Origin of the sequence: Pantoea anthophila (assembly GCF_026104315.1) — a bacterium.
Lineage (GTDB): Bacteria > Pseudomonadota > Gammaproteobacteria > Enterobacterales > Enterobacteriaceae > Pantoea > Pantoea anthophila.
Map to the genome: position 1 here is coordinate 464752 of NZ_CP110473.1, position 18737 is coordinate 483488.

The window sequence follows — 18737 nt, forward strand, 5'->3', positions numbered from 1 at the left end:
GCTAGATTAGCCAGCCAATCTTTTGTATGTCAGTACGTTTCCATTTGAGTATCCTGAAAACGGGCTTTTCAGCATGGGACGTGCTTGTTTAATTATAGGAGTGCATAGTGGCCCGTATAGCAGGCATTAACATTCCTGATCAAAAACATACCGTTATCGCATTAACTTCGATCTTCGGTATCGGTAAAACCCGTTCAAAAGCCATCTGCGCTTCAACGGGCATTGCTGAAAATGTTAAGATCAGTGAGCTGTCTGAAGAACAAATTGATCAGCTGCGTGATGCAGTTGCGAAATTCGTTGTTGAAGGTGATCTGCGCCGTGAAATCACCCTGAGCATCAAGCGTCTTATGGACCTTGGTTGCTACCGTGGTTTGCGCCATCGTCGTGGTCTTCCGGTTCGCGGTCAGCGTACCAAGACCAACGCACGTACCCGTAAGGGTCCGCGTAAACCGATCAAGAAATAATCGGGGTGAGTAAATAATGGCAAAGGCACCAGTTCGTGCACGCAAGCGTGTAAGAAAACAAGTCTCAGATGGCGTGGCTCATGTCCATGCTTCTTTTAACAACACCATCGTTACCATTACTGATCGTCAGGGTAACGCACTGGGTTGGGCAACCGCCGGTGGTTCCGGTTTCCGCGGTTCACGTAAATCCACTCCGTTTGCTGCTCAGGTCGCTGCAGAGCGCTGTGCAGAAGCGGTAAAAGATTACGGAATTAAGAATCTGGAAGTTATGGTAAAGGGTCCGGGTCCAGGTCGCGAATCTACGATTCGTGCTTTGAACGCCGCTGGTTTCCGCATCACGAATATTACTGATGTGACTCCGATCCCTCATAACGGTTGTCGTCCGCCGAAAAAACGTCGCGTATAACGCCCGTTTTTTTAGGATAGTTGGAGAAAGAAAATGGCAAGATATTTGGGTCCTAAGCTCAAGCTGAGCCGTCGTGAGGGCACTGACTTATTCCTTAAGTCTGGCGTTCGCGCGATTGATTCCAAGTGTAAAATTGAACAAGCCCCTGGTCAGCATGGTGCGCGTAAACCGCGTCTGTCTGATTACGGCGGTCAGTTACGTGAGAAGCAGAAAGTTCGTCGTATCTACGGCGTGCTGGAGCGTCAGTTCCGTAACTATTACAAAGAAGCAGCTCGTCTGAAAGGCAACACCGGTGAAAACCTGTTGGCTCTGCTGGAAGGTCGTCTGGACAACGTAGTTTATCGTATGGGCTTCGGTGCCACGCGTGCAGAAGCACGTCAGCTGGTTAGCCACAAGTCTGTTCTGGTAAACGGCCGCGTTGTTAACATCGCTTCTTATCAGGTATCTCCGAATGATGTCGTTAGCATCCGTGAGAAAGCCAAAAAGCAATCTCGCGTGAAGGCCGCTCTGGAGCTGGCTGAGCAGCGTGAAAAGCCAACCTGGCTGGAAGTTGATGCGACTAAGATGGAAGGTGTGTTCAAGCGTATTCCTGAACGTACTGATCTGTCTGCGGACATTAACGAACACCTGATCGTCGAGCTTTACTCCAAGTAAAGCTTAGTACCAAAGAGAGGACACAATGCAGGGTTCTGTGACAGAGTTTCTAAAACCGCGCCTGGTAGATATCGAGCAAGTGAGTTCGACGCACGCCAAGGTGACCCTTGAGCCTTTAGAGCGTGGCTTTGGCCATACTCTTGGTAACGCACTGCGCCGTATTCTGCTTTCATCCATGCCGGGTTGCGCGGTGACCGAGGTTGAAATTGATGGTGTACTTCATGAGTACAGCACCAAAGAGGGCGTACAGGAAGATATCCTGGAAATCCTGCTCAACCTGAAAGGGCTGGCGGTAAGAGTTCAGGGTAAAGATGAAGTTATTCTGACCCTGAATAAATCTGGCATTGGCCCTGTGACTGCAGCCGACATTACCCATGATGGTGATGTCGAAATCGTCAAGCCTCAGCATGTCATCTGCCATCTGACCGATGAGAACGCGGCTATCAGCATGCGTATCAAAGTTCAGCGTGGTCGTGGCTATGTGCCGGCTTCTGCCCGAATTCATTCGGAAGAAGATGAGCGCCCAATCGGCCGCCTGTTAGTTGACGCTTGCTACAGCCCTGTAGACCGTATCGCCTACAATGTTGAAGCAGCGCGTGTAGAGCAGCGCACCGACCTGGACAAGCTGGTCATCGAAATGGAAACCAACGGCACAATCGATCCTGAAGAGGCGATTCGTCGTGCGGCGACCATTCTGGCTGAACAACTTGAAGCTTTCGTTGACTTACGTGATGTACGTCAGCCGGAAGTTAAAGAAGAGAAACCAGAATTCGATCCGATCCTGCTGCGCCCTGTTGACGATCTGGAATTGACTGTCCGCTCTGCTAACTGCCTTAAGGCAGAAGCTATCCACTACATCGGTGATCTGGTACAGCGTACCGAGGTTGAGCTGCTTAAAACGCCTAACCTGGGTAAAAAATCTCTTACTGAGATTAAAGATGTGCTCGCTTCACGTGGTCTGTCTCTGGGCATGCGCCTTGAGAACTGGCCACCGGCAAGCATTGCTGATGAATAAACCGATCACAGGTTAAGGTTTCACTGAGAAGGATAAGGTCATGCGCCATCGTAAGAGTGGTCGTCAACTGAACCGCAACAGCAGCCATCGTCAGGCTATGTTCCGCAACATGGCCGGTTCTCTGGTTCGTCATGAGATCATCAAAACGACTCTGCCGAAAGCCAAAGAACTGCGTCGCGTAGTTGAGCCGCTGATTACTCTTGCCAAGACCGACAACGTAGCTAATCGTCGTCTGGCATTCGCCCGTACTCGTGATAACGAGATCGTGGCAAAACTGTTTAATGAGCTGGGCCCGCGTTTTGCGAGCCGTGCTGGTGGTTACACTCGTATTCTGAAGTGTGGCTTCCGTGCTGGTGACAACGCTCCGATGGCTTACATCGAGCTGGTTGATCGTCCAGAAGCTCAAGCAGAAGCAGCCGCAGAGTAATCTGCAGCAACGTAAAAAACCCGCTTCGGCGGGTTTTTTATTGCCTGAAATTCGCTACCTTAGAATGACGCTTCTATTTTTGAGGGCATCTGTTATGTGGCTGGTAGACGAACTTGCTGAACAGCACATCAAAGCGGCACTGGAAAAAGGTGAACTCAGTAACCTTCCTGGCTCTGGCAAACCGCTACAGCTGGATGATGACAGTCATGTCCCTCCGGAGTTAAGGGCAGGGTATCGACTGCTGAAAAATTCTGGCTTTCTGCCCCCCGAGCTGGAGTTAAGGCGTGAGGCGATGGAAGTCAACGATCTGATTCGCCAGCTGGATCCTGCGGATCGTGACTATCAGGATCACTGTCACCGGCTTCAGGTGCTGGAGCTGCGCTTGCGACAGGCGGGCATGAGTACCGATTTTCTTCATGGACACTATGCTACCGCGATACGCCACCATTTCCGCGAGGAGGAGTAGATGTTCCGCATAGGTCAGTTAGCAAAGCTTGCTGAGGTAACGCCTGACACCATCCGTTTTTATGAAAAGCAGCAGATGATGGAACATGGTGAGCGTACCGAAGGTGGTTTTCGCCTCTACAGCGAAGGCGATCTGCAACGTCTGAAATTTATTCGCCACGGTCGTAAGCTCGGCTTCAGTCTGGAAGCGATCCGGGAACTACTGTCAATCCGGGTCGATCCGGCACATCACACCTGCCAGGAGTCAAAAGCGATCGTTGAGAAACGGCTGGATGAAGTGGCGCAGATGATAGCGGAACTTGAGTCGATGCAGCGTTCTCTGCGTATTCTTTCGGACGCCTGTTGTGGTCACAGCCACAGTAGCATTTCGTGCTCAATTCTGGAGGCACTGGAGCGGGGAGAGGCTTCAGACAAACAAGGGTCTTGTGATTTTACCGCAAAGGAATAGAGTATCAGACCATCTCAACAGGAGGCGTTATGAGTAAATATCAGCATACCAGGGGGCAAATCCGCGATAACGCGATTGAGGCTCTGTTACACGACCCGCTTTTCCGTCAGCGCATTGAGCAGAAACAAAAGGGTAAGGGCAGCTTCAGACGAAAGGAAAAACACAACAAGGGGCAGCGATGGGAGGGCAGTGATAAGAAAGCGTCTTATCACTGCCCTTCTTCTTTACCATTAAAAAACCGCCTCAGAGGCGGTTTGTTTACTACACGCGGGTATTCTGCTGTTTAAGCAGGTCGCGAATTTCAGTCAGCAGCACTTCTTCGTTTGAAGGTTTAGGTGCAGGCTTCTCAACTTCTTTTTTCTTGTAGAGACGGTTCATCAGTTTGATCGCCATAAAGATGGCAAAGGCAATGATGACAAAGTCGAAGATACTCTGCAGGAAGATACCATACTGCATAACGACGGCAGGCGTGTCGCCAACAGCAGGCTTGAGCACCCAGGCAAATGATTTAAAATCGACACCACCGATCAATAAGCCCAACGGTGGCATAATGATGTTAGCCACTAATGATGAGACGATCTTACCAAACGCAGCGCCGATGATGACACCGACGGCCAGATCCATCACATTCCCGCGCATTGCAAAATCACGAAACTCTTTGATTAAACTCATACTTAACTCCTCTCCTTGCCAGTGTCATAAAGTCTAACAAACCTTGCTGTTTTTTCCATAAGCGCAGCCAAACAGGTGGCTGTCTTGCATAGCTCCCCCCGACTGAAAATCAATACAGGATTTACAGGAAGAAAGGACTTGGCTGGAAGAGCCGCTCAACATCCGACACGAATTTCTTATCGGTCAGGAACATGATTACATGGTCACCCTGCTCGATACGCAGGTTGTCATTGGCAATCATCACATCATCGCCGCGCACTACCGCACCAATGATGGTACCCGGGGGCAGTTTGATATCATCAATCGCGCGGCCCACCACCCGTGATGTCGATTCGTCACCGTGCGCTATCGCTTCGATCGCCTCAGCGATGCCGCGACGCAGCGAGGAAACACCCACGATGTCCGCTTTACGGACATGGCCCAGCAGGGCAGAGATGGTGGCCTGCTGAGGAGAAATCGCGATATCGATAACACTGCCCTGCACCAGATCCACATAAGCGCGACGCTGTATCAGCACCATGACTTTTTTGGCGCCCATCTTTTTCGCCAGCATGGCTGACATGATGTTGGCTTCATCATCATTGGTGACCGCAATGAACAGGTCAACCTGCTCGACATGCTCCTCTGCAAGCAACTCCTGGTCTGACGCATCGCCATAAAAGACGACGGTATCATGAAGATGTTCAGCCAGTTCGGCGGCCCGCTGGGGATTACGCTCGATCAGCTTCACGCTGTAGTGCTTCTCCAGTTGCTGTGCCAGACCGAAACCGATATTGCCGCCTCCCACTAACATGATGCGCTTGTAAGGCTTTTCCAGCCGCTGCATTTCGCTCATAACTGCACGAATATTCTGGCTGGCCGCGATGAAAAACACTTCATCACCTGCCTCGACGATGGTCGAACCCTGGGGACGAATGGGACGGTCCTGACGGAAGATAGCGGCGACACGGGTATCAATGTGCGGCATATGCTCACGCAGGATCGAAAGCGGATTCCCGACCAGAGGCCCGCCATAATACGCTTTGACTACGGCCAGGCTGACTTTGCCTTCGGCAAAATTCACCACCTGCAGTGCGCCCGGATACTGGATCAAACGGTAGATATTATCGATGACCAGCTGCTCTGGTGAGATCAGATGGTCGATAGGAACGGCTTCCGGCATAAAGAGCTTATCTGCATCGCGCAGATAGTCCGCCGCACGAATACGGGCGATTCGGTTCGGCGTATTGAAAAGCGAATAAGCAATCTGACAGGCAATCATGTTGGTTTCATCCGAACTGGTAACGGCAACCAGCATGTCGGCGTCTTCAGCGCCCGCCTCACGCAGGATCCGCGGATGTGAACCGTGCCCCTGTACTACACGCAGATCGAACTTATCCTGCAGATGACGCAGGCGTGCCGAATCGGTATCAACGACTGTGATATCGTTGTTTTCACCCACCAGATTCTCTGCCAGCGTTCCGCCTACCTGACCTGCGCCCAGAATGATTATTTTCATCGCTTATCAATACTCATATCAGTGTGAACCCGAATTTTTTATCAGCTTAGCGTAGAAGAAACCATCTCCGCCTTCAGCATCCGGAAAGACCTGTAACCCGCTCGCCGGTGCATCCCTGAGCGGCTCCGCCTGCGCATCGTGCTGTCGCTGCAGGAAAGCCTCAATCTGCTGGTGGTTCTCTTCAGGCAGGATGGAACAGGTGGCATAAATCAGCGTGCCGCCGGGTTTCAGGTGCGGCCAGATAGCGTCCAGGATCTCACGCTGCAGCTTTGCCAGCTCAGCGATATCGCGATCGCGGCGCAGCCACTTAATATCGGGATGTCGGCGGATAACGCCGGTTGCAGAGCAGGGCGCATCCAGCAGGATACGGTCAAACTGGCGATCGCCACACCACTGCTGCGGTGTCCGTCCGTCCCCCTGTTTGACCTCCGCTTTCATGCCCAGTCGCTGCAGATTCTCATCAACGCGTTTAAGACGCTGCGCATCCACATCGACAGCCAGCACGTCGGCTTCCGGCGCGATCTCAAGGATATGGGTCGTTTTACCGCCGGGGGCCGCACATAAATCCAGAATCTGCTCGCCATTCTGAGGTTCGAGCAGCAGAGCGCAGCGCTGGGCTGATAAATCCTGTACGGTCACCCAGCCCTGATCAAAGCCGGGCAACTGGCTGACCGGGGCGGGGGTATCAAGCCGCAACGCATCCGGGACATCGGCAGCCGGCTGTGCATTTCTGCCACTTTCAGTCAGCATGGTCAGCCAGGCGTCACGTGAGTGATGCTGACGGTTAACCCGCAGCCACATCGGCGGACGCAGATTATTTGCTTCGACGATATGCTCCCACTGTTCCGGCCAGGCGTGCTGCAATCGCTTAAGCAGCCAGCCCGGATGGAGATAACGTTGTGGGCCATCCTGAATGCTGGCGAGTAACGTTTCACGCTGGCGCTGAAACTGGCGTAATACCCCGTTTAATAATCCTTTCAGGCTGGTGCGCTTAAGCACCTCTGCGCCCGCGACGGTTTCAGCCAGTGCAGCGTGGGCTGGCACCCGGGTATATTCCAGCTGATAAAGTCCGACCATGATCAGATAGTGAAGAACCCGCTGTTTACCGGTCAGTGGACGTTCCATCAGTTTGCCAATCAGCGCTTCCAGCTGCGGCAGTGTGCGCAGAACACCAAAACAGATCTCCTGCACTAATGCGCTATCTTTGTCGGTGAGTTTTTTCTGGGCGGCAGGCAGAACCGTATTCAGGGATTCGCCTTTGTCCACAACGCGCTCAATCAGTTGGGCGGAGAGGCTACGCAGGTTGGTTGATTTAGTCATAGGGTTTTGTCATCAAACAAAAAGCCCGGTAAGTCACCGGGCCAGAGAGTCAGTCCAGAAGGGTTCCAGGTTCAAACCACTCCCGACGCGAGTTGAGAAGATCCTGAGCCGACATCGGTTTTTTACCGGCGGGCTGCAACTGCACCAGATTCAATACGCCCTCGGCGGTTGCGACCTGGATGCCCTGCTTATCTGCAGCGATAATTTCACCCGGTGCATGGTCGCGGTGAGGCAGTACGGTAGCCTGCCAGACTTTTACCGGCTGGTCGTCAATCGTGAAAAAACTCATCGGCCAGGGATTAAAGGCGCGGATACAGCGCTCAAGCTGTTCTGCGGGCAGTCTCCAGTCAAGACGCGCCTCCTCTTTGCTCAGCTTCTCAGCGTAGCTGGCGAGTGCTTCATCCTGTTTTTCGGGTGAGGCCTGCTGCGTGTTGAGTAACGTCAGCGTATCCAGCAGCCCCTGCGGGCCGAGCTGGGCCAGTCTGTCATACAGAGTGGCACTGGTGTCCTGGGAGGTAATCGGGCAGGCCAGTTTATGCAGCATATCGCCGGTATCTAAACCCACATCCATCTGCATGATGGTGACGCCAGTTTCACTGTCGCCAGCCCAGAGCGCACGCTGAATCGGCGCGGCACCACGCCAGCGGGGGAGCAGCGAACCGTGAACATTGATGCAGCCCAGACGTGGCATGTCCAGCACCGCCCTGGGCAGAATTAATCCATACGCCACGACAACCATCACATCGGCCTGCAGGTCAGCAACCAGCTGCTGATTCTCTTCAGGTCGCAGCGACTTTGGCTGAAACACCGGAATGTCATGAGCCAGCGCCAGCGTTTTGACCGGGCCAGGAGTGAGTTTGTTGCCGCGACCCGCAGGGCGGTCGGGCTGAGTAAAGACGCCGATAACCTGATGCTCAGAAGCAAGCAGCGCGTCAAGATGACGCGCTGCAAAGTCAGGAGTGCCGGCAAAAATGATTTTTAGCGGGGCAGACACGTTTATCCCTTTTTAAGATCTCAGGAAGCCTGGGCGTTCTGACGCGCCAGTTTCTCTAATCTGGTTTTGATCCGCTGACGCTTCAGAGGCGACAGATAATCAATAAACAGTTTGCCTTCCAGATGATCGATCTCATGCTGGATACAGATGGCGAGTAAGTCGCTGGCTTCCAGTTCGAAACTGTTACCGTCACGATCCAGCGCGCGAACTTTTACGCGCTCAGCACGCGGGACAAATGCACGCTGTTCCGGAATCGACAGGCAGCCCTCTTCAATACCGGTTTCACCGCTTTTTTCCAGCAGCTCAGGGTTGATCAGGACTAAACGCTCTTCACGACTTTCAGAGACATCAATCACGATGATGCGCTGATGAATATCGACCTGCGTCGCCGCAAGACCGATGCCCTCTTCGGCATACATCGTCTCGAACATATCATCAACGATACGCTGAATGTCTGCGTTAACTTCTTTAACGGGCGCGGCGACTTTGCGAAGGCGCTCGTCAGGAAAATGTAATACCTGCAAAACTGACATAAATATCCAGATCTGTATTCGGTTAGGAAAAGATTACTGCCTCATATTGTAGACTTTCTGAGACCTGATTGACAGCATTGTGCGGCAGGAAGCCGGGGCAATCAGGGAGCAGCAAATGGACAAAATAGCGCAGTATCTGCGGCTGGCCGCGGTGTGTGGAATGACAGGAAAGCGCTGGCTGACCGTGGCGCAGCAGCTGGGCGATGCACCGGCAGACAGCGGGAAACTTATGCGGCTGGGGTTAGACGCTGTGCAGTGTCAGCAATACGCTGATCTGCCTGAAAAAACGATCACTGATGTGCAGCACTGGTTAGCGCGCAGTTCTGCCCATCATCTGATCACTGCGCTGGACGCCGCCTATCCTGCCCGGCTCAGGGAAACCAGTCGCTTTCCGCCGCTGCTCTACATCCACGGCGACCCGGCCGTTATCACTACCCCACAGCTGGCAGTCGTGGGCAGCCGGAATGGCTCACCCAATGGCCGTTACTGGGGCGAATGGTTTACCCGGCACCTGAGCCTCAGCGGGCTGACCATCACCAGTGGACTGGCGCGGGGGATTGATGGCGTTGCGCATCAGGCGGCACTCAGTACCGGCGGCAAAACGGTAGCCATATTAGGCAGCGGGCTGCAGCGGCTCTATCCCCGACAGCATGTCCGCCTTGCCGCAGAGATTGTTGAGCAGGGCGGTGCCGTGGTGTCTGAGTTTCCGCTGAACACCATTCCTCATCCGCTCAACTTTCCGCGTCGTAATCGGATCATCAGTGGCCTGAGTCTGGGCGTGCTGGTGGTGGAAGCCTCACTGAAGAGTGGTTCACTGGTGACCGCTCGCTATGCGCTGGAGCAAAACCGCAATGTTTATGCACTACCTGGCGCGCTCGGCAACCCGTTAAGCGAAGGGGTAAACTGGCTGATTCAGCAGGGGGCCCTGCTGGTGGCACATCCCAACAACATTCTGGAGGATCTGGCTGGGGCACTGAACTGGCTGCCTGTGACACAGGATGACGAAATTTATTCTGAACCAGGTGACGATGCTCCATTGCCATTTGCTGATGTGTTGGCTAACGTAGGTGATGAGGTTACACCTGTTGACGTTGTCGCTGAACGTGCCGGCCAATCTGTGCCAGTTATCTCAGCTCAATTGCTGGAACTGGAGTTAGCAGGATGGATCGCAGCTGTACCCGGCGGCTATGTCCGATTGAGGAGGGCATGCCATGTTCGACGTACTCATGTACTTGTTTGAGACCTATATCCACAACGAAGCAGAAATGGGTGTTGATCAGGACAGATTGACAGATGACCTGACGGATGCCGGGTTCCATCGTGAAGATATTTACAGTGCGCTTAACTGGCTGGAAAGACTGGCGGATTATCAGGAAGGACTGGTTGCGCCAATTTTACTGACCAACGATCCGCTCTCTATGCGTATTTATACCGACGAAGAGAGTAAACGTTTAGATGCCGAAAGCCGCGGTTTCCTGCTCTTCCTGGAGCAGATTCAGGTGCTGAATCTGGAAACCCGTGAGATGGTCATCGAACGTGTCATGGCGCTGGATACCTCTGAGTTTGATCTGGAGGACCTCAAATGGGTGGTGCTGATGGTGTTGTTCAACATCCCGGGATGTGAAAATGCCTATCAGCAGATGGAAGAACTGCTATTCGACGTCAATGAAGGTATGCTGCATTAAATTTCCTTTCATGCATTTATCGCTATGAGTAAAGCTGCACTCTTCACCGTGCGTAAACAGGATCCCTGCCCCGCTTGCGGGGCAGAACTGGTTATCCGCTCGGGTAAACATGGCCCTTTTCTGGGATGCGCCAACTATCCGGCATGTGACTACATCCGGCCCTTAAAAGGGCAGGCCGATGGCCATGTGGTTAAAGTGCTGGAGGGCCACGCCTGTCCTGAATGCGGAGCCGATAAAGTGTTGCGGCAGGGCCGTTATGGCATGTTTATTGGCTGTAGCCACTATCCTGAATGCGGCTACAGCGAAACCATCGACAAACCGGACGAAACGACGCTGGCGTGTCCACAGTGCCATGAAGGCCGGCTGGTTCAGCGGCGTTCCCGTTATGGCAAAACGTTCCACTCCTGTGATCGTTATCCCGCCTGCCAGTTTGTCGTCAATCTGACGCCCGTGGCCGGGGTCTGTGCCTGGTGTCAGTTTCCGTTACTGGTTGAAAAAAAGACAGCGCAGGGGGTTAAACGCTTCTGCGCCAGTAAAAGTTGTGGCAAAGCCATTGCTGAAGAGAATGAATAGATCATGGAAAATCAACACCTCGCCGATTCACTTGAGCGCTGCGTAGCAGAGCTGAATCGTCAGGCGGTCATCGCCTATCCCACTGAAGCCGTATTTGGTCTGGGCTGCGACCCTGACAGTGAATCTGCCGTCATGGCGCTGCTGGCGCTGAAACAGCGTCCGGTAGAAAAGGGACTCATTCTGATCGCAGCTGATTATTCCCAGCTTGAACCCTATATCTCCGATCGCGAACTCTCTGTGATCCAGCGTGAGCGCATGTTCGCTTGCTGGCCCGGCCCGGTGACCTTTGTCGTCCCGGTTCCTCCCCAGACGCCCCGCTGGCTGACCGGACAGTTCGACTCGCTGGCGATACGGGTCAGTGACCATCCGGATGTGCAGGCGCTTTGCCGTGCATTTGGTAAACCGCTGGTTTCAACCAGCGCCAATCTGTCAGGACAGCCTCCCTGCCGTACGACAGAAGAAGTGTATAAGCAGTTTGGTGAGGAGTTCCCGGTTCTGTCCGGGAAAACGGGGGGACGACTCAATCCTTCAGAAATCCGCGATGTGATCAGCGGCGAACTTATACGTCAGGGTTAACTCATGGATCAATTCGCCGTTTTCGGTAATCCGATCAGCCACAGTAAATCTCCGCTGATCCATCAGGCTTTTGCTGAACAGACAGGCATCGAGCATCGATATGGCCGGATCTGTGCACCGGTTGACGGATTTCGCGATGCGCTGACAACCTTTTTTGCACAGGGCGGTCGTGGCGCCAACGTGACCCTGCCTTTTAAACAGCAGGCCTGGGAGTTTGCCGATCAACTCAGTGAACGCGCGGCCCTGTCCGGCGCCGTTAATACGGTAAAAAAGCTCAGCGACGGGCAGATCCTGGGTGACAACACCGATGGTATCGGCCTGTTAAGCGATCTTGAACGGCTGAAGATGATCAATGCGGGCGACAATGTTCTGCTGGTGGGCGCAGGTGGGGCGGCGCGCGGTGTGATTCATCCTTTGCTTTCGTCAGGGGTGACGCTCACCGTGGTAAACCGCACCGCCGAACGGGCAGAGGAGCTGGCTGGCCTGTTCGCAAAGAGCGGCACTATCCGTGCTGCTGCGTTTGATCAACTGGCGGACAAGCGTTTCGACCTTATCATCAATGCGACTTCAAGCGGTGTAGAGGGGAAAACACCCCCTTTACCTGCGGAGCTGATCCATCCCGGCGTACGCTGCTATGACATGTTCTATCAAAGCGGGCTGACGCCTTTCCTGCTCTGGTGTCAGACGCAGGGAGCGCACGCTCTGGCGGATGGTGTGGGAATGCTGGTGGGGCAGGCGGCGCATGCCTTCTATATATGGCATGGCGTGATGCCGGAAGTTGCGCCGGTCATTGCTCAGCTGAAACAGGCTATGCAGCCATGAATCAGGCGATTCAGTTTCCTGACGATGAAACCTATGATGCTGAACGGGATGCCGTCTGCTTCCCGGTACTGGTTAACGGTATGCGGTTGATCTGTGCGATTAGCCGTATGTCGCTGACGTCACGCTTTGGCGAAGGGGAGGCGATGGCGCTGTTTCAGCACCATCGCTGGGATCTCGAAGATGAAGCCGAAGCGGCCATTCGTCAGGAGCGTGTTGATGCTCAGGGCTGGGTCTGGTTATCTCCCGCCAGGTAATCATTTTTCCAGCCGACATAGTTATTCGCCGAATAGCGTAATCCTTCCTTCTCCTGGTCGTTCAGCGGCCTGATCTGTCTGACCGGACTGCCCAGATAGAGATAGCCGCTCTCCAGCCGTTTACCTGGAGGGACCAGACTGCCTGCCCCAATCATGACCTCTTCTTCTACTATTACGCCATCAAGCAGAATCGAGCCCATCCCGATAAGCACACGATCGCCGATAGTGCAGCCATGCAGCATCGCTTTGTGCCCGACCGTGACATCCTCGCCAATAATCAGCGGGAAGCCTTCCGGGTTAGCGGCAGATTTATGCGTGACGTGCAGAACACTGCCATCCTGCACATTAGTACGGGCACCGATGCGAACCTGATTCACGTCTCCCCGGATGACGACCAGCGGCCAGATGCTCACGTCATCGGCCATGATGACATCACCCACCACAACACTTGCTGGATCGACCATGACGCGCTGGCCAGTTTGTGGAAAGCGATCTTTATAAGGACGTAAGGCGGAAGTCATTGTGTTCTCCTTTATTCTGTTTTCTCAGCAGCCTGATGTGATTTTAGCCAGCTGACAAGCCTATTCTGGCCTGGATCGCTGGTGATCTCATCAATCTGGATCATTTATAACCGTTCAGAAAAAAGATCCAAAAAAAGGGTTGTGCTCTGAAACGGGATCCCTATAATGCGCCTCCATCGACACGGCACACCGGCAACGGTAAACGGGTTGAAGGTTCAGGAGACTGAGCCGCCGGAGAAAAACTTCTGAAAAAGAGGTTGACTCTGAAGGAGGAAAGCGTAATATACGCCACCTCGCGACAGGACGCTAACGCACTGTTCGCACTGCTCTTTAACAATTTATCAGACAATCTGTGTGGGCACTCGCAGGATTGATATCAGCGCCTTAGGGCGCACAAAAATATCAAAGCCTCACGAGTGAACACATAATGAAATTCATTATGACGTTTTACAGATGAGCACCGCTGAACTCGTTTCAGCAAATCAAACTTTAAATTGAAGAGTTTGATCATGGCTCAGATTGAACGCTGGCGGCAGGCCTAACACATGCAAGTCGGACGGTAGCACAGAGGAGCTTGCTCCTCGGGTGACGAGTGGCGGACGGGTGAGTAATGTCTGGGGATCTGCCCGATAGAGGGGGATAACCACTGGAAACGGTGGCTAATACCGCATAACGTCGCAAGACCAAAGAGGGGGACCTTCGGGCCTCTCACTATCGGATGAACCCAGATGGGATTAGCTAGTAGGCGGGGTAATGGCCCACCTAGGCGACGATCCCTAGCTGGTCTGAGAGGATGACCAGCCACACTGGAACTGAGACACGGTCCAGACTCCTACGGGAGGCAGCAGTGGGGAATATTGCACAATGGGCGCAAGCCTGATGCAGCCATGCCGCGTGTATGAAGAAGGCCTTCGGGTTGTAAAGTACTTTCAGCGGGGAGGAAGGCGGTGAGGTTAATAACCTCGCCGATTGACGTTACCCGCAGAAGAAGCACCGGCTAACTCCGTGCCAGCAGCCGCGGTAATACGGAGGGTGCAAGCGTTAATCGGAATTACTGGGCGTAAAGCGCACGCAGGCGGTCTGTTAAGTCAGATGTGAAATCCCCGGGCTTAACCTGGGAACTGCATTTGAAACTGGCAGGCTTGAGTCTCGTAGAGGGGGGTAGAATTCCAGGTGTAGCGGTGAAATGCGTAGAGATCTGGAGGAATACCGGTGGCGAAGGCGGCCCCCTGGACGAAGACTGACGCTCAGGTGCGAAAGCGTGGGGAGCAAACAGGATTAGATACCCTGGTAGTCCACGCCGTAAACGATGTCGACTTGGAGGTTGTTCCCTTGAGGAGTGGCTTCCGGAGCTAACGCGTTAAGTCGACCGCCTGGGGAGTACGGCCGCAAGGTTAAAACTCAAATGAATTGACGGGGGCCCGCACAAGCGGTGGAGCATGTGGTTTAATTCGATGCAACGCGAAGAACCTTACCTACTCTTGACATCCAGAGAACTTAGCAGAGATGCTTTGGTGCCTTCGGGAACTCTGAGACAGGTGCTGCATGGCTGTCGTCAGCTCGTGTTGTGAAATGTTGGGTTAAGTCCCGCAACGAGCGCAACCCTTATCCTTTGTTGCCAGCGATTCGGTCGGGAACTCAAAGGAGACTGCCGGTGATAAACCGGAGGAAGGTGGGGATGACGTCAAGTCATCATGGCCCTTACGAGTAGGGCTACACACGTGCTACAATGGCGCATACAAAGAGAAGCGACCTCGCGAGAGCAAGCGGACCTCACAAAGTGCGTCGTAGTCCGGATCGGAGTCTGCAACTCGACTCCGTGAAGTCGGAATCGCTAGTAATCGTGGATCAGAATGCCACGGTGAATACGTTCCCGGGCCTTGTACACACCGCCCGTCACACCATGGGAGTGGGTTGCAAAAGAAGTAGGTAGCTTAACCTTCGGGAGGGCGCTTACCACTTTGTGATTCATGACTGGGGTGAAGTCGTAACAAGGTAACCGTAGGGGAACCTGCGGTTGGATCACCTCCTTACCTGAAGATACCTTCCCGCGCAGTGCTCACACAGATTGTCTGATAAAAAGTAATGAGCAGGACGGCTGCGAAGTCGTGACACTATCGTGTCCCCTTCGTCTAGCGGTTAGGACTCCGCCCTTTCACGGCGGCAACAGGGGTTCGAATCCCCTAGGGGACGCCACCTGCTTGGTGACAGGTGAAAGGTGTCTCCATACAGTATCTCAAAACCGTTTCCGCTGCGCGAGCAGGGAGACGCGTCTGAGATATTTGCTCTTTAACAATCCGGAACAAGCTGAAAATTGAAACGACATGACGCGTTCATTCTCCGTAATAAGAATGAAATGGCGACATGTTCGAGTCTCTCAAATGCTTACAGTCTGCAGCGTGAAAACGCCTGTGGGTTGTGAGGTTAAGCGACTAAGCGTACACGGTGGATGCCCTGGCAGTCAGAGGCGATGAAGGACGTGCTAATCTGCGTAAAGCGACGGTAAGGTGATATGAACCGCTACAGCCGTCGATGTCCGAATGGGGAAACCCGGTGCACTCAGTGCATCATTGCAGCATGAATACATAGTGCTGCAAGGCGAACCGGGGAACTGAAACATCTAAGTACCCCGAGGAAAAGAAATCAACCGAGATTCCCCCAGTAGCGGCGAGCGAACGGGGAGCAGCCCAGAGCCTGAATCAGCATGTGTGTTAGTGGAAGCGTCTGGAAAGTCGCAGGGTACAGGGTGATACTCCCGTACACAAAAGCACACGCGCTGTGAGCTCGATGAGTAAGGCGGGACACGTGGTATCCTGTCTGAATATGGGGGGACCATCCTCCAAGGCTAAATACTCCTGACTGACCGATAGTGAACCAGTACCGTGAGGGAAAGGCGAAAAGAACCCCGGCGAGGGGAGTGAAACAGAACCTGAAACCGTGTACGTACAAGCAGTGGGAGCACCCTTGTGGTGTGACTGCGTACCTTTTGTATAATGGGTCAGCGACTTATATTCTGTAGCAAGGTTAACCGTATAGGGGAGCCGCAGGGAAACCGAGTCTTAACTGGGCGTTAAGTTGCAGGGTATAGACCCGAAACCCGGTGATCTAGCCATGGGCAGGTTGAAGGTTGGGTAACACTAACTGGAGGACCGAACCGACTAATGTTGAAAAATTAGCGGATGACCTGTGGCTGGGGGTGAAAGGCCAATCAAACCGGGAGATAGCTGGTTCTCCCCGAAAGCTATTTAGGTAGCGCCTCGTGAACTCATCTCCGGGGGTAGAGCACTGTTTCGGCTAGGGGGCCATCCCGGCTTACCAACCCGATGCAAACTGCGAATACCGGAGAATGTTATCACGGGAGACACACGGCGGGTGCTAACGTCCGTCGTGAAGAGGGAAACAACCCAGACCGCCAGCTAAGGTCCCAAAGTCATGGTTAAGTGGGAAACGATGTGGGAAGGCACAGACAGCCAGGATGTTGGCTTAGAAGCAGCCATCATTTAAAGAAAGCGTAATAGCTCACTGGTCGAGTCGGCCTGCGCGGAAGATGTAACGGGGCTAAACCATGCACCGAAGCTGCGGCAGCGACACTATGTGTTGTTGGGTAGGGGAGCGTTCTGTAAGCCGTCGAAGGTGTGCTGTGAGGCATGCTGGAGGTATCAGAAGTGCGAATGCTGACATAAGTAACGATAAAGCGGGTGAAAAGCCCGCTCGCCGGAAGACCAAGGGTTCCTGTTCAACGTTAATCGGAGCAGGGTGAGTCGACCCCTAAGGCGAGGCCGAAAGGCGTAGTCGATGGGAAACAGGTTAATATTCCTGTACTCGGTGTTACTGCGAAGGGGGGACGGAGAAGGCTATATCAGCCGGGCGACGGTTGTCCCGGTTTAAGCGTGTAGGCGGAGGGTCCAGGTAAATCCGGACTCTTTTAACGCTGAGGCGTGACGACGAGGCACTACGGTGCTGAAGTGATAAATGCCCTGCTTCCGGGAAAAGCCTCTAAGCATCAGGTAACACAGAATCGTACCCCAAACCGACACAGGTGGTCAGGTAGAGAATACCAAGGCGCTTGAGAGAACTCGGGTGAAGGAACTAGGCAAAATGGTGCCGTAACTTCGGGAGAAGGCACGCTGGCGCGTAGGTGAAGGGACTTGCTCCCGGAGCTGAAGCCAGTCGAAGATACCAGCTGGCTGCAACTGTTTATTAAAAACACAGCACTGTGCAAACACGAAAGTGGACGTATACGGTGTGACGCCTGCCCGGTGCCGGAAGGTTAATTGATGGGGTTATCCGTAAGGAGAAGCTCTTGATCGAAGCCCCGGTAAACGGCGGCCGTAACTATAACGGTCCTAAGGTAGCGAAATTCCTTGTCGGGTAAGTTCCGACCTGCACGAATGGCGTAATGATGGCCGGGCTGTCTCCACCCGAGACTCAGTGAAATTGAACTCGCTGTGAAGATGCAGTGTACCCGCGGCAAGACGGAAAGACCCCGTGAACCTTTACTACAGCTTGACACTGAACATTGAGCCTTGATGTGTAGGATAGGTGGGAGGCTTTGAAGCGCGGACGCCAGTCTGCGTGGAGCCATCCTTGAAATACCACCCTTTAATGTTTGATGTTCTAACGTGGCCCCGTGATCCGGGGTGCGGACAGTGTCTGGTGGGTAGTTTGACTGGGGCGGTCTCCTCCCAAAGAGTAACGGAGGAGCACGAAGGTCAGCTAATCACGGTCGGACATCGTGAGGTTAGTGCAATGGCATAAGCTGGCTTGACTGCGAGAGTGACGGCTCGAGCAGGTGCGAAAGCAGGTCATAGTGATCCGGTGGTTCTGAATGGAAGGGCCATCGCTCAACGGATAAAAGGTACTCCGGGGATAACAGGCTGATACCGCCCAAGAGTTCATATCGACGGCGGTGTTTGGCACCTCGATGTCGGCTCATCACATCCTGGGGCTGAAGTAGGTCCCAAGGGTACGGCTGTTCGCCGTTTAAAGTGGTACGCGAGCTGGGTTTAGAACGTCGTGAGACAGTTCGGTCCCTATCTCGCCGTGGGCGCTGGAGAATTGAGGGGGTTGCTCCTAGTACGAGAGGACCGGAGTGAACGCACCACTGGTGTTCGGGTTGTCATGCCAATGGCACTGCCCGGTAGCTAAGTGCGGAAAAGATAAGTGCTGAAAGCATCTAAGCACGAAACTTGCCCCGAGATGAGTTCTCCCTGACCCCTTGAGGGTCCTGAAGGGACGTTGAAGACGACGACGTTGATAGGCCGGGTGTGTAAGCGCAGCGATGCGTTGAGCTAACCGGTACTAATGACCCGTGAGGCTTAACCTTACAACGCCAGAGGCGTTTTGTGAGAGACATGATTTTCAGTTTGTGACGGATAAAGAATAAGCAGAAGCGAAGAATTTTTCGTTT

At 53.6% G+C, this 18737-nt stretch carries 20 protein-coding genes, 1 tRNA gene and 2 rRNA genes; 17 read left to right on the forward strand and 6 right to left on the reverse strand.

Going from position 1 to position 18737, the window contains the following annotated elements:
- Positions 1–107: 107 nt before the first annotated feature.
- The 8 genes from rpsM (at position 108) to OJ965_RS04810 (ending at position 4166) form a co-directional block, all read left to right on the forward strand.
- Positions 108–464, forward strand: coding sequence for a 30S ribosomal protein S13 (rpsM, locus tag OJ965_RS04775; protein ID WP_003850176.1), 357 nt, complete (start codon positions 108–110; stop codon positions 462–464).
- 16 nt (positions 465–480) lie between these two features.
- A complete protein-coding gene (rpsK, locus tag OJ965_RS04780; RefSeq protein ID WP_004160563.1) occupies positions 481–870 on the forward strand; it encodes a 30S ribosomal protein S11 in 390 nt (129 codons plus the stop codon).
- A gap of 33 nt (positions 871–903) precedes the next feature.
- Entirely contained in the window at positions 904–1524 is a 621-nt protein-coding gene (gene rpsD / locus OJ965_RS04785; protein ID WP_008927131.1) for a 30S ribosomal protein S4, read from the forward strand.
- 25 nt (positions 1525–1549) lie between these two features.
- On the forward strand, positions 1550–2539 hold the full coding sequence (locus OJ965_RS04790) for a DNA-directed RNA polymerase subunit alpha (protein ID WP_003850179.1): 990 nt from the start codon (positions 1550–1552) through the stop codon (positions 2537–2539).
- A gap of 40 nt (positions 2540–2579) precedes the next feature.
- Positions 2580–2966, forward strand: coding sequence for a 50S ribosomal protein L17 (gene rplQ, locus OJ965_RS04795; RefSeq protein ID WP_009087575.1), 387 nt, complete (start codon positions 2580–2582; stop codon positions 2964–2966).
- Between the two features lie 94 nt (positions 2967–3060).
- Entirely contained in the window at positions 3061–3432 is a 372-nt protein-coding gene (locus OJ965_RS04800; protein ID WP_154929428.1) for a DnaJ family domain-containing protein, read from the forward strand.
- Positions 3433–3879: a Zn(2+)-responsive transcriptional regulator gene (gene zntR, locus OJ965_RS04805; RefSeq protein WP_154929430.1), complete on the forward strand. Its 447-nt coding sequence runs from the start codon at positions 3433–3435 to the stop codon at positions 3877–3879. It begins immediately after the preceding gene.
- Positions 3880–3908: 29 nt separating this feature from the next.
- A complete protein-coding gene (locus OJ965_RS04810; RefSeq protein ID WP_154929432.1) occupies positions 3909–4166 on the forward strand; it encodes an alternative ribosome-rescue factor A in 258 nt (85 codons plus the stop codon).
- Here the strand turns inward: OJ965_RS04810 and mscL are convergent.
- The 5 genes from mscL to def all read right to left on the reverse strand — a co-directional run bounded on the left by mscL (position 4141) and on the right by def (position 8896).
- Positions 4141–4551: a large-conductance mechanosensitive channel protein MscL gene (gene mscL, locus OJ965_RS04815; protein WP_009087564.1), complete on the reverse strand. Its 411-nt coding sequence runs from the start codon at positions 4549–4551 to the stop codon at positions 4141–4143. The two genes, OJ965_RS04810 and mscL, sit on opposite strands and share 26 nt — an antisense overlap.
- A 121-nt stretch (positions 4552–4672) precedes the next feature.
- Positions 4673–6049: a Trk system potassium transporter TrkA gene (gene trkA, locus OJ965_RS04820; RefSeq protein WP_009087562.1), complete on the reverse strand. Its 1377-nt coding sequence runs from the start codon at positions 6047–6049 to the stop codon at positions 4673–4675.
- Positions 6050–6067: 18 nt separating this feature from the next.
- Positions 6068–7369, reverse strand: a complete 1302-nt coding sequence (gene rsmB / locus OJ965_RS04825) for a 16S rRNA (cytosine(967)-C(5))-methyltransferase RsmB (RefSeq protein WP_265138068.1) — start codon at positions 7367–7369, stop codon at positions 6068–6070.
- Positions 7370–7418: 49 nt separating this feature from the next.
- A complete protein-coding gene (gene fmt, locus OJ965_RS04830) occupies positions 7419–8363 on the reverse strand; it encodes a methionyl-tRNA formyltransferase (RefSeq protein ID WP_265138070.1) in 945 nt (314 codons plus the stop codon).
- Between the two features lie 20 nt (positions 8364–8383).
- Positions 8384–8896: a peptide deformylase gene (gene def / locus OJ965_RS04835; protein ID WP_009087556.1), complete on the reverse strand. Its 513-nt coding sequence runs from the start codon at positions 8894–8896 to the stop codon at positions 8384–8386.
- A 115-nt stretch (positions 8897–9011) separates the two neighbouring features.
- On the opposite strand from def, the gene dprA reads away from it, so the two are divergent.
- The 6 genes from dprA to OJ965_RS04865 are packed head-to-tail and all read left to right on the forward strand — an operon-like array spanning position 9012 to position 12806.
- The gene (dprA, locus tag OJ965_RS04840; protein WP_265138073.1) at positions 9012–10136 is read left to right on the forward strand and encodes a DNA-protecting protein DprA; all 1125 of its coding nucleotides are present in this window, start codon (positions 9012–9014) and stop codon (positions 10134–10136) included.
- A complete protein-coding gene (gene smg / locus OJ965_RS04845; RefSeq protein ID WP_009087552.1) occupies positions 10108–10581 on the forward strand; it encodes a DUF494 family protein Smg in 474 nt (157 codons plus the stop codon). Before dprA ends, smg begins: the two co-directional genes overlap by 29 nt.
- Before the next feature lie 24 nt (positions 10582–10605).
- Complete coding sequence (locus OJ965_RS04850) at positions 10606–11154, forward strand: DNA topoisomerase family protein (RefSeq protein ID WP_046100690.1); 549 nt, start codon at positions 10606–10608, stop codon at positions 11152–11154.
- 3 nt (positions 11155–11157) lie between these two features.
- Positions 11158–11730 (forward strand): L-threonylcarbamoyladenylate synthase type 1 TsaC, encoded by a 573-nt coding sequence (gene tsaC / locus OJ965_RS04855; RefSeq protein WP_265138078.1) that lies wholly within the window; start codon positions 11158–11160, stop codon positions 11728–11730.
- 3 nt (positions 11731–11733) lie between these two features.
- On the forward strand, positions 11734–12552 hold the full coding sequence (gene aroE / locus OJ965_RS04860) for a shikimate dehydrogenase (protein ID WP_265138079.1): 819 nt from the start codon (positions 11734–11736) through the stop codon (positions 12550–12552).
- Positions 12549–12806 carry a DUF1488 family protein gene (locus tag OJ965_RS04865; RefSeq protein ID WP_009087545.1) on the forward strand — a complete coding sequence of 86 codons (258 nt, stop codon included), beginning with the start codon at positions 12549–12551 and terminating at the stop codon, positions 12804–12806. The genes aroE and OJ965_RS04865 overlap by 4 nt, the downstream gene beginning before the upstream one ends.
- Here the strand turns inward: OJ965_RS04865 and OJ965_RS04870 are convergent.
- The gene (locus OJ965_RS04870; protein ID WP_009087543.1) at positions 12773–13327 is read right to left on the reverse strand and encodes a gamma carbonic anhydrase family protein; all 555 of its coding nucleotides are present in this window, start codon (positions 13325–13327) and stop codon (positions 12773–12775) included. The two genes, OJ965_RS04865 and OJ965_RS04870, sit on opposite strands and share 34 nt — an antisense overlap.
- Positions 13328–13818: 491 nt before the next feature.
- On the opposite strand from OJ965_RS04870, the gene OJ965_RS04875 reads away from it, so the two are divergent.
- The 3 genes from OJ965_RS04875 to OJ965_RS04885 all read left to right on the forward strand — a co-directional run bounded on the left by OJ965_RS04875 (position 13819) and on the right by OJ965_RS04885 (position 18653).
- A 16S ribosomal RNA gene (locus OJ965_RS04875) occupies positions 13819–15360 on the forward strand.
- An 88-nt stretch (positions 15361–15448) separates the two neighbouring features.
- Positions 15449–15523 (forward strand) — tRNA-Glu (locus OJ965_RS04880).
- A gap of 226 nt (positions 15524–15749) precedes the next feature.
- Positions 15750–18653, forward strand: a 23S ribosomal RNA gene (locus OJ965_RS04885).
- The 16S and 23S rRNA genes sit together here with 1 tRNA gene alongside, the layout of an rRNA operon.
- Positions 18654–18737: the final 84 nt, after the last annotated feature.